Annotated in this window: 9 protein-coding genes; 2 read left to right on the top strand and 7 right to left on the bottom strand. The window is 72.1% G+C overall.

All coding sequences use genetic code 11. The features are described 5' to 3' along the window. Window positions 1-206 precede the first annotated feature (206 nt). The 7 genes from ACZ6SD_RS01715 to ACZ6SD_RS01685 form a co-directional block, all read right to left on the bottom strand. Complete coding sequence (locus tag ACZ6SD_RS01715; protein WP_465314956.1) at window positions 207-2111, bottom strand: flavin-containing monooxygenase; 1905 nt, start codon at window positions 2109-2111, stop codon at window positions 207-209. Then, window positions 2089-2637: a flavin reductase family protein gene (locus ACZ6SD_RS01710; protein WP_465314955.1), complete on the bottom strand. Its 549-nt coding sequence runs from the start codon at window positions 2635-2637 to the stop codon at window positions 2089-2091. The genes ACZ6SD_RS01715 and ACZ6SD_RS01710 overlap by 23 nt, the downstream gene beginning before the upstream one ends. Further along, window positions 2625-3545, bottom strand: a complete 921-nt coding sequence (locus ACZ6SD_RS01705; protein ID WP_465314954.1) for an MBL fold metallo-hydrolase — start codon at window positions 3543-3545, stop codon at window positions 2625-2627. The genes ACZ6SD_RS01710 and ACZ6SD_RS01705 overlap by 13 nt, the downstream gene beginning before the upstream one ends. Next, window positions 3539-4450, bottom strand: coding sequence for an aromatase/cyclase (locus tag ACZ6SD_RS01700; protein WP_465314953.1), 912 nt, complete (start codon window positions 4448-4450; stop codon window positions 3539-3541). Before ACZ6SD_RS01700 ends, ACZ6SD_RS01705 begins: the two co-directional genes overlap by 7 nt. Before the next feature lie 58 nt (window positions 4451-4508). Beyond that, entirely contained in the window at window positions 4509-4754 is a 246-nt protein-coding gene (locus ACZ6SD_RS01695; RefSeq protein WP_465314952.1) for an acyl carrier protein, read from the bottom strand. A gap of 31 nt (window positions 4755-4785) precedes the next feature. Then, entirely contained in the window at window positions 4786-6003 is a 1218-nt protein-coding gene (locus ACZ6SD_RS01690) for a ketosynthase chain-length factor (protein ID WP_465314951.1), read from the bottom strand. 70 nt (window positions 6004-6073) lie between these two features. After that, window positions 6074-7345: a beta-ketoacyl-[acyl-carrier-protein] synthase family protein gene (locus ACZ6SD_RS01685; protein WP_465314950.1), complete on the bottom strand. Its 1272-nt coding sequence runs from the start codon at window positions 7343-7345 to the stop codon at window positions 6074-6076. Between the two features lie 243 nt (window positions 7346-7588). On the opposite strand from ACZ6SD_RS01685, the gene ACZ6SD_RS01680 reads away from it, so the two are divergent. Together ACZ6SD_RS01680 and accD are read left to right on the top strand one after the other, a co-directional pair. Next, entirely contained in the window at window positions 7589-8740 is a 1152-nt protein-coding gene (locus ACZ6SD_RS01680) for an acyl-CoA dehydrogenase family protein (RefSeq protein WP_465314949.1), read from the top strand. Further along, window positions 8737-10476, top strand: a complete 1740-nt coding sequence (gene accD / locus ACZ6SD_RS01675) for an acetyl-CoA carboxylase, carboxyltransferase subunit beta (RefSeq protein WP_465314948.1) — start codon at window positions 8737-8739, stop codon at window positions 10474-10476. Before ACZ6SD_RS01680 ends, accD begins: the two co-directional genes overlap by 4 nt. The last annotated feature ends 7 nt before the right edge of the window (window positions 10477-10483 follow it).

Raw genomic sequence — 10483 nt, 5'->3', positions numbered from 1 at the left:
CCTGGCGGTGTAGCCGGGAGGGCACATAACGCACCCCCCCCCCCCCCCCCCCCGCACCCCCCCCCCCCCCCCCCCCCCCCCCCCCCCGACAGTCCGGGGCGCCCGGCGCCCGCACGCGATCGTCGGTCACCGTTCCAGAGGCAAGGCGCGTTCGCCTGTCCGCCAAACGCTTTGCGCGGATAGGCGCTTCGCGACGATGCCGACGCTCATGTGATGAGGTAGTCGGTCGGGTCGACTCGGTGGGTGCGGCGCCAGTACTCGTCGGTGGAGTAGGGCCAGTTGGGGGTGCTGTGGCCGCCTTCGTTGTACCAGCCGGTGACGGTGGAGAAGCCCCAGGCTCGGGTGCGGTTGCCCTGGTCGACCCAGGCGCTGAAGTCGTCGTGGATGTCTTTGCGGACTTCCAAGGCGCGTTTGCCGGTGGACAGGAGCAGGCGGATGGCGTCGGTGAGGTAGGTGACGGCGCATTCGGAGAAGTAGACGATGCTGCCGCCCTGGCCGACGAGGTTGGTGTTGGGGCCGTAGAGGCAGAACAGGTTGGGGAAGCCGGGAACGGTGATGCCCAGGTAGGCGTGCGGGACGCCGTTCCACATGCCGTGCAGATCGGTGCCGCCGCGGCCGGTGACGGTCATCGGGGTGAGGAACTTGGACGCCTCGAAGCCGGTGGCGTAGATGATGACGTCGGCGGGGAACTCCCGGTCGCCCGCGGTGATTCCGGTTTCGGTGATGCGCTTTATCGGCGCGGTGACTAGTTCCACGTCGTCCCGTTTGAGGGTGGCCAGCCAGCGGCCGTCGTCGCGCAGGACCCGCTTGGCGCCCACCGGGTACCGCGGGATGACCCGCTCGCGCAGGTCCGGGGCGTCGGTGAGTTGGGCCTGCATCGACGCCAGCAAAGTGGACCGCAGCCGGTCGTTGAGGGCGGACACGGCGCGCTCGGTCGGCGGGTAGTCGGGGTCGACGATCCAGCCCTCCAGGACGCCGCGCAGACCAGGGGCGAACAGCCAGAACCGGTGCCACCGCGCGTAATACGGCACGTGCCGGAAAAGCCAGTGCGCGCCCGCCGGGACCGGGTCGCGGTAGTGCGGGGTGGGGCGCAGCCACGGCGGGTTGCGTTGGAAGACAGTCAGTTCGCTTGCCACGTCGGCGATTTCCGGGATCAACTGGAACGCGCTGGCCCCGGTGCCGACCACGGCGACCCGCTTGCCAGTGAGGTCGACCGAGTGGTCCCAGGCCGCGGAGTGGAACGCCGGGCCGGTGAAGCTGTCCCGGCCGCTGATCTCCGGCAGGCGCGGGCGGTTCAGCTGCCCGACCGCGGTCACCACGGCCTGGCAGACGACCGATTCCACCGTGCCATCGGCGGCGCGGGTATCGACCCGCCACACGGATTCCGTGTCGTCCCAAGCCATCCCGGTCACCTCGGCGCCGAAGCGGATCGCGTCGGTGAGCCCGGATTCCTTCGCGAAGGAGCGCAGGTAGTCCAGCACCACGTCCTGGGCGCAGAAGTGGTCCGGCCAGTCGAGCTTGGGGGCGAACGAGTAGTTGTAGAGGTGGCTGGCCACGTCGACCCGGCAGCCGGGATAGGTGTTCTCGAACCAGGTTCCGCCGACGTCCGGGTTCTTCTCGTAGATCACGAACGGCACGCCAGCCTGCGCGAGCCGGTGCCCGGCCAGCAGGCCGCTGAACCCCGCGCCGACAATGACCACGCCGAAGTCGGTCGTCGGCGCGAGGTCGGCCTTGGTCCACCTCGGCGCCTTCGGGTCGGCCCCGGCGGGGACGATCTCCTCGGCCAGCAGCGGCAGCAGGTCCGCGGTGTCCGAGCCCATCGCCCAGCTCGTGATCGCGCGCAGCGTCTCGGGGTCCGGCGGCGGCGGGACGTCGATCTCCCCGTCGCGCAATCGGACCAGGGCGGCGAACGCGAGTTCCCGCACCCGCTCCTGCTGCCGCTCGGTCAGCCCGCCCTGGGGCTGGAAAAGCCAGCCTGCCGCGCGCTGGTCCGCGCGCAGCACCGACAGGTCGCCGGTGAGGTGCGCGACCGTCATCAGCAGGGCCGGGACCTCGGCGTCGGCCAGGTAGGCGCGCAGGGCGTCGTCGTCAGCGGTGATCGGCGGGCGCATGGGGCGTCTCCTGGGCCGGGGCGGGCACGGGCGGGCCCACCGTGGTGAAGGCGCGGTCGAAGTAGACCGCGGGGCGTGCTCCCTCGGCGAGGGTGAGGCGGGCGATCTCGCCCACGGTGATCACGTGGTCGCCCGCGTCGTGGCGACTGTCCACAACGCACTCCAGCGTCGCCAGCGCGCCGTCCACGACGAGTCCGCCGCTGGGCGTGCCGACCAGCCCGCCGGGGCCGAACTTGTCGACGTTCTTGCTGCCGAACCGCCTGCCGATCTCGGCCTGGTGCTCGTGCAGGACGCTGACGGCGAACCGGTCGTTGTCGGCGAAGGCGGCGTAGCAGGTCGCGGATTTGGCCAGGCACACCAGGACCAGCGGCGGGTCCAGCGAAACCGGGCAGAACGCGTTAACGGTCATGCCGTGGTGGTTGCCGTGCGCGTCGCGGGTGGTGACGATCGCGACGCCGGTGGGGACGCGCGCCATGACCTGGCGCAGGGCCGTCCCGTCCGGCTGGAAGTGGGTTATGCCAGGCATGTCGGCAGCTTCCCGTCGTTGTAGTCGACCATCTCGCCGAAGACCGGCGGGACGTCCATCGGCGCGCCCGCCGGGGCGCCGTGATGCTCGGCGAAGGCGCGGTGCAGGTTTCCCACCACCCGTTCCGGGTCGAGCAGGTGCGCGAACTCGCCCAGGCCGAGTTCCCGGGCGGTGCGCAGCGGAGTCCAGCGCTGCGCGACGCCGGTCGCCGCGCAGCGCTGGATCCAGCGGAAATAAGCGGCGTTCTCCTCGAACACCTCCGGCCCGGTCACCGGCCCGTGCCCGCACACCACCGTCGCCGGGTCGAGGCCGCGCAGCCGCTCGATGGCGGCGAGCGTGCCCGAGACCGACCCCATCAGGCTGAACGGCGCGCAGCCCGCGAGCACGACGTCGCCCGCGAACAGCACCCGGGACTCCGGCAGCCACGCCACGACGTCGTTGGTGGTGTGCGCGGGGCCAACGTGGATCAGCTCGACGCGGGTGTCGCCCACGGCCAGGGTGATCCGGTCGGTGAAAGTGGTTGTGGGCAGGGTGACCCGCACGTCGCCCCACTCGACCCTCGGCCACAGCTGGGTCAGCGCCAGCCCGGTCTCGGCCATCTCCTCGGCCGCCCGCTCGTGCGCCACGATCGCCGCCGCCGGGCCGAACACCTGGTTGCCGAAGGTGTGGTCGCCGTGGTGGTGGGTGTTGACCACGGTCCGGCGCGGCCCGACCGGCAGGCCGTCCACGAACTCGCGCAGCCGACGCGCCCGCCGCTGGGTGGCGAGGGTGTCCACGACGACCGCGCCGTCGCGGCCCGCGATCACGCCCGCGTTGCTGACGCACCAGCCGCCGGGGGGCTGCGTGTAGGCGAAGACGCCGTCGGCCACCTCGACCGGCGTCGCGTCGAGACTCGCGCGCGTCAGCACGGCGACCCCCGTTCCGCGGAACCCGCCGCGTGGGCCAGCGTCGCGCGGCTGTTGGCGCCGAGCGCGGTGCGTAGAAACGTCCGCGCGTCATCGACGGTGCTGTGCGGGCCGAGCACGGACGCGATGGCCGCGGGGTTGATCGCCACCGTGTGCGTGGCGACCGCGTGCGCGCCGTCCGGGCCATCGGCGAAGTCCCAGGCGCCCGCGTGCCCAGTGAGCAGGGCCGGTGGCACCAATTGCTTGTAGACGATGCGCTCGGGCGGGAAGCACAGCCGGATGGAGCGGGTGGTGTGCTTGCCGCCGTCGCTGGTCACGGTGTCCATCTCCATGTCCTGCACGCCGGGCTCGTCCTCGCGCAGCGCGACCCGCCCGACGTGCGGCAGCCGCTGCGGCCAGCGGCCGGAGTCGTTGACGAACCGGTAGGCCGCCTTCGCCGTGCCGTCGAGCGCGACCCGGTCGGTGAAGGTGAACACCAGCTCGTCGGTCGGGTGCGGCTGCTCGGCGACGCGGCGGAGCGCGGCCAGTTCCTTGCCGCTGTTGTGGTCGACGGCCGCGGCGACCGCGTCCGAGTCGGTCGCGGTGAAATAGTGCTCCAGCACCACTTCCGTGCGGCCGTCGCCGGTGGGGCGAAACGACCACCGTCCGCCCATCGACACCACGGGCGCCTGGCTGCGCTCCTGCTCGAAGGCGATGGTGAGGTTCGACTCGTCCAAGGTCCGCCGCGAGGTCCAGTTCTTCACCGTCCCGTTGACCAGCGCCCAAATCTGGAACCGCTCGACCCCCGGGCCGCGGTCCAGGTGCCGCACGTGCACGGTCGGCTCGAAGATCACCGGCCACCGGGCGACCTGGGCGACGAGGTCGTAGACCTTCGCGGCTGGGGCGTCGACCGCCAGTGAGTGAATCATGTGCCGCTGTCTGGATTCCGACATTCGGCCCGGTCCTTTCCGTTGCTGTTGACGGGTTTCACCGCTGGGCGAGCGAGTTGTTCACCAGCTCCAGCACTTCCCGCGGGGTGCGCAGCTCGACGATCCGCTCGTCGGGGATCTGCACGCCGTAGTCCTGCGCGATGCGCGCGGCGGTCTCCATCAGCGCGAGCGAGTCGTAGCCCAGCTCATCGAACTCGACGTCGGCGATGTCGCCGGAGAGCACGTCCCGCTCCGTCTCCCCCGCGCAGTCGATCAGCACCCGGCGCAGGTCCTCTGTGGTCATCGTGGTCATGATGAAATCCCCCTTCTTGTTGTCAGACAGTCGCTTCACGGACGACGACGGCGGCGTTGAAGCCCCATTTGCCGCGGGCGAGCACGAGCGCGGACGACACCCGCCCGGCGCGCGGCGCGCCGAGGACGAGGTCGATCCGGTAGTCCTCGGGTACGTCGACCGTGCCCGCGGTTGGTGGAACGACACCGTCCCGAATGGACAATAGAGCGGCGGCGACGTCGACCGGGCCGCCGCCGGAGTAGAGCCGCCCGGTCAGCGCTTTCGGCGCGGTGACGGGCACCGCGCCCGCCCCGAACACCGCGCTGATCGCCTCGGCCTCGGCGCGGTCGAGGTCGGCGACGCCCGCGGCGTCGGCGAACACGACGTCGATCTCGTCCGGACGCATACCCGCGTCGGTCAGGGCCAGCTCCACGGCCCGCCGCAGCGCGGACGGGCCACTGCCCGGCGGCGGGTCGAACGTGGCCGCGTAACCCGCGATCTCGCCGTAAACCTGGTGCGCGCCACGGGCTCTGGCCGCTTCGGCCGCTTCGAGCACGAGGATCGCCCCGCCCTCGCCCGGCACATAGCCCTCGGCGGCGGCGTCGAACGGGAGATACGCCCGTCGCGGGTCGGTCGAGCGGGACACCCGCCCGCTCGCGATCTGCGCGGCCCAGGCCCACGGGTCCAGCGCCGAGTCGACGCCGCCGGTGACGACCATCGGCGTGCCGCGCGCGATCGTGCGGCGGGCGTGGCCGATCGCGTCGAGCCCGCCCGCCTGCTCGGCGACCAGCGCGCTGCTGGGCCCGCGCAGCTCGTTGCGGATGGAGATCTGGCCGGTGTTCACCGCGTAGAACCAGGCGAAGGACTCGTAGACGCTGACCGCTTTCGGCCCCTGCGACCACAGTTTCTTGAACTCGCGGTGGGTGAACTCGAACCCGCCGCAGGCGTTCGAGGTGACCACGCCCATGTCGTAGTCGGCGAACGCGCCCGGCTCGATCTTGGCGTCGAGCAGCGCCCAGTCGGCCGCGACGAGCGCGAGCTGGGTCGAGATGTCGGTCTGCGGCAGCAGCCTGCTCGGCAAATGGTCCGCCGCGCGGAAATCCGGAATCTGACCGGCGAGCCGCGCGGGATACCGGGAGGCGTCGAAGCGGGTGATCGGTTTGATGCCGCAGCGCCCTTCGAGCACCGCCTCCCAGTATCGCTCCACCCCGAAACCGTTGGGCGCCACCACTCCGATGCCCGTCACCACAGGGGCGTTCATCGGGCCACCTCACAAGTTCGGTGTCCCCGCACGCCGACGCACTGTGTCAATGATTCACTCGCAAGCTCGCTCATGGTCGCACTCCTCCTGTCGGGCGGCGCAGGATCATCGCGCTCTGGAAGCCGCCGAATCCGCTGCCCACGGTCAGCACCGTGTCCACCCGCTGCTCGCGGGCGGTCAGCGGCACGTAGTCCAGGTCGCATTCCGGGTCGGCCTCGCGCAGGTTCGCCGTGGGCGGCACCACGCCGTGCTCGATGGCCAGCGCGGACGCGGCGATCTCGATCGAGCCGATGGCGCCGAGCGAGTGCCCGACCATCGACTTGATGGAGCTGACCGGGGTCCGGTAGGCGTGCTCGCCGAGGCTGCGCTTGTAGGCGGCGGTCTCGTGGCGGTCGTTCTGCCGGGTGCCGGAGCCGTGCGCGTTGATGTAGTCGACCGCGGTCGCGTCGGTCCGCGACTCCGCCAGGGCCACCCGGATCGCCTCGGCCATCTCGCGGCCATCGGTTTTCAGCCCGGTCATGTGGTAGGCGTTGCAGCGCGTGGCGTAGCCGGAGATCTCCGCGTAGACGCGCGCGCCCCGGCGGCGGGCGCGGTCGTAGTCCTCCAGGACGAACATCGCCGCGCCCTCGGCGAGGACGAACCCGGTGCGCGAGCGGTCGAAGGGCCGCGAGGCGTGCTCGGGGTCGTCGTTGCGCGGAGTGGTGGCCTTGATCGCGTCGAAACAGGACACCACGATCGGCGTGATCGGGGTGTCCGACGCCCCGGCGAGCATCACCTCGGCGCTGCCCTCGCGGATGAGCTGGCAGGCGTGCCCGACCGAGTCCAGGCCGGAGGTGCAGCCGTTGGACACCATGGTGACCGGGCCCTGCGCCCCGACCGTCCAGGCCACCTCGGCGGGCATGACGCTCGGGACGAGGTAGTCGAACATGTGCGGCGAGAGGTTGGCCGGGTCGACCAGCCAGTCGCGGCCGCTGTCGGAGAGCACCAAGTACTCCTGTTCCAGGCTGGTCGCGGCCGCGACCGCGCTGCCCAGGCTCACCCCGACCCGGCTGGGGTCGACGGCGTCGAACGCCAGCCCGCTGTCGGCGACCGCTTCCCGCGCGCAGACGACCGCGAACTGCGACGCCCGGTCCATCCGGCGGATCTCCAAGGGGGACAGTCCCTCGTGGACGGGGTCGAAGTCGGCCTCCGCGGCGACCTGCGACCGATAAGGGGACGGGTCGAAGAACGAGATTCTTCGAGTGGCGGACAAACCGGAGGTCAGCAGATTCCAGAACTCCTTGGTGCTGTTTCCGCCCGCCGTCCGCACGCCTATTCCGGTGATCACGACGCGGCGGCTCACAACGCACCGCTTCCCTGGTGCGAACCGGTTGGACGGAACATCGCTGACCTCCTCGAATGCGGGCACGTGCCACGCTCGGCCTTTCGCATCGGGCAAGGCTGAAGACGCGGACTCGAACGGTGCTCGAACGCCGGTCGCGGTCCGCGCCCGCCTCGCTTCGAGTGGCCGTCGAGCGGCGTTCGACCGAACCCCGCCAGCGTTCGCCCTCACCTGACCCGCGAACTGCCCGAGGAGCGAACCGAGATGGACCACCAGCCGAGCCCGACCCCCTTGGTGTCGGCGGCCCGCGACGTCGCGGTCGCCGCGGCGGAGGCCGCGCCAGCAGCCGAGCGCAACCGCCGACTCGACCCGGACGTGGTGAAGGCGGTCGTCGCCGCCGGGTTCGCCCGCCACTTCGTGCCCGTCGAGTGCGGCGGGAGCCTGGGCTCGTTCCTTGAGCTGACCAGGGCCGTCAGCGCCCTCGGCGAAGGCTGCGCGGCGACGGCGTGGTGCGCCTCGCTCGCCGCGCACGTGTCCCGGATGGCCGCGCACCTGCCCGCAGAGGGGTACCGGGAAATCTGGGCGGACGGGCCGGACGTGCTCGTGGTCGGGTCGCTGACCCCGCTGGGCACGGCCGAGCCGGTCGCGGGCGGCTACCGGCTCGACGGGCAGTGGCCGTTCGTCAGCGCGATCGACCACGCCGAGTGGGCGCTGCTGGCCGCGAACGTGGCCCGCGACGACGGGCCGGAGCCGCGCGTGTTCGCGGTGCCGCGCTCGGCCTGGCGGACGGTCGACACCTGGCACAACGTCGGGATGGCCGCCACCGGCAGCAACACGGTCATCGTCGAGGACGTCTTCGTGCCCGAGGCGCGCACGCTGCGCCGCGACGACCTGTTCGCCGGGCGCGCGGTCGACTCGACCGCCGCGTGCCACGCGCTGCCGATGCAGGCGACCACGCTGATGTTCGTCACCCCGGCGCTGGGCGCGGCCAAGGGCGCGTTCGCGGGCTGGACCAGGCACATCACGCCCAAGATCGCCGCGGCGGCGCGGGTGACCGCGGCGCCGCTGCCCGGGATGCCCCGGTTCAACCGCACCTCGCACGACGTGACGCTGGCCCGCACCGCAGCCGAGATCGACGCCGCCGAGTTGCTGCTCGAACGCGCGTCCGAGGTCGCCGATCTCGGCCGCGCGGTGACCCCGTATCTGACGATGCGGAACTGGCGGGACTGCGCGCAGGCCACCGACATGCTGATCACCGTGGTGAACCGGCTCATGCGCGGCATGGGCACCACGGGCCAGACCACCGGCAACCCGGTGCAGCGCTTCTGGCGGGACGTGAACTCCCTGGCCGGGCACCAGGGCCTGCAGTTCGAGTCGGCGGCCACCGCGTACTCCCACGAGGTGATCGCGCTGTGAGCCGCCGGAACCACCTGACCACCGAGGGGAACACGATGACGTCGACCACGGACTGGGTGCTGTGCTCGGGCTGCCGGGCGCCGGTCTACGGCAAGCGGATGGCCAGGAACCTGCACGTGTGCCCCGAATGCGGGCTGCACCGGCCGGTGTCGGCCCGCGAACGACTTGACCAGCTCGCCGACGGCGGCCGGTACGAGCTGCTGTCCTTCGACGTGCGCAATCCCGACCCGCTGGAGTTCACCGACACCGTCGCCTACCCGGACCGGCTCGCCAAAGCCCAGGCGCGCACCGGGATGCGGGAGGCCGTGCTGTGCGCGCGGGCGTCCATCGAGGACTCACCGGCCATCATCGCGGTGCTGGATTTCCGCTTCCTCGGCGGCAGTCTCGGCGTCGCCGTGGGCGAGCTGATCACCCTGGCGATCGAGACCGCCATCGCCGAGCGCACGCCGCTGGTGCTGGTGACCTCCTCGGGCGGCGCGCGGATGCAGGAGGGCGCGCTCTCGCTGATGCAGATGGCGAAGACGAGCGCGGCGCTGGCCGAACTCGACAAGGCGGGCGTGCTGTCGGTCTCGGTCATCGCCGACCCGACCTTCGGCGGGGTCGCCGCCTCGTTCGCGACCCTGGCCGACGTGCTCATCGCCGAGCCGGGCGCGCGGCTGGGGTTCGCGGGTCGCCGGGTCATCGAGCAGACCATCCACCAGGTGCTCCCGCCGGACTTCCAGACCGCGGAGTTCCTGCTGGCGCGCGGTTTCCTCGACATGATCGTGCCCAGGTCGCGGCTGCGCGCCGAGCTGGGCAAGCTGCTGCGCGCGGGCACGGCCCGCCCCCGGGCAATCGATGCGGAGTCCATCGAGTCCGTCGAGTCCGTTGTGGTCACCGACCCGGAGCGGCTGCCGGAGAGCGACCCGTGGAGCCAGGTGGCCAAGGCGCGGGACCTGGCCCGGCCCACCGCGCTGGACTACCTCGGGCTGGCGTTCACCGACTTCCAGGAGCTGCACGGGGACCGGGTGTCCGGCGAGTGCCGGGCGCTGGTCGGCGGCTTGGCCCGGCTCGGCGGCAGGCCGGTGCTGGTGCTGGCCACACAGAAGGGCCACACCCCGGCCGAGCTGGTCCAGCGCGACTTCGGCATGGCCTCGCCCGCGGGCTACCGCAAGTCGGCCCGGCTGATGCGGCTGGCCGACAAGCTCGGGCTGCCGATCGTGACCCTGGTGGACACCCCGGGCGCGTACCCCGGCGCGGACGCCGAAGAACGCGGGCAGGCGGTGGCCATCGCGGAGAACCTGCGGCTGATGGCGACGCTGTCGGTGCCGGTGGTCAGCGTGATCATCGGCGAGGGCGGCAGCGGCGGGGCGCTCGCGCTCGCGGTGGCGAACCGGGTGCTGATGTTCTCCGACAGCGTGTACTCGGTGATCAGCCCGGAGGGGTGCGCGGCGATCATCTGGAAGGACCCGGCCGCGGCACCGCGCGCGGCGCAGGCGCTGCGGCTCAACTCCCGGGAGCTGCTGCGGCTCGGCGTTGCCGACGGGGTGCTGCCCGAACCGGCGGGCGGGGTCGGCGCGGACCCGGTGCGCGCCGCGGACCTGCTGCGCGCCGCCGTGCTCGGCGAGCTGGGCCGGTTGTCCGCGCTGACCGGGTGTGAGCTGAGCGCGGACCGGCGGGCTCGCTTCCGCCAGTTCGGCGCCGCCATCACCGTCGAAGCCGAGCTGCTCGCCATCCGCGAACGCCGATCCGCCTGAGCAGGCC

The organism is Actinokineospora sp. NPDC051303 (assembly GCF_055586285.1).
Note: the sequence above shows the minus strand (reverse complement) of the source record. Positions and strands in the feature narration are given on the sequence as shown.

Coding starts and splice junctions, on each gene's coding strand:
- ACZ6SD_RS01715 (WP_465314956.1), bottom strand. CDS start 2,111: ATGCGCCCGCCGATCACCGCTGACGACGACGCCCTGCGCGCCTACCTG.
- ACZ6SD_RS01710 (WP_465314955.1), bottom strand. CDS start 2,637: ATGCCTGGCATAACCCACTTCCAGCCGGACGGGACGGCCCTGCGCCAG.
- ACZ6SD_RS01700 (WP_465314953.1), bottom strand. CDS start 4,450: ATGATTCACTCACTGGCGGTCGACGCCCCAGCCGCGAAGGTCTACGAC.
- ACZ6SD_RS01695 (WP_465314952.1), bottom strand. CDS start 4,754: ATGACCACAGAGGACCTGCGCCGGGTGCTGATCGACTGCGCGGGGGAG.
- ACZ6SD_RS01690 (WP_465314951.1), bottom strand. CDS start 6,003: ATGAACGCCCCTGTGGTGACGGGCATCGGAGTGGTGGCGCCCAACGGT.
- ACZ6SD_RS01680 (WP_465314949.1), top strand. CDS start 7,589: ATGGACCACCAGCCGAGCCCGACCCCCTTGGTGTCGGCGGCCCGCGAC.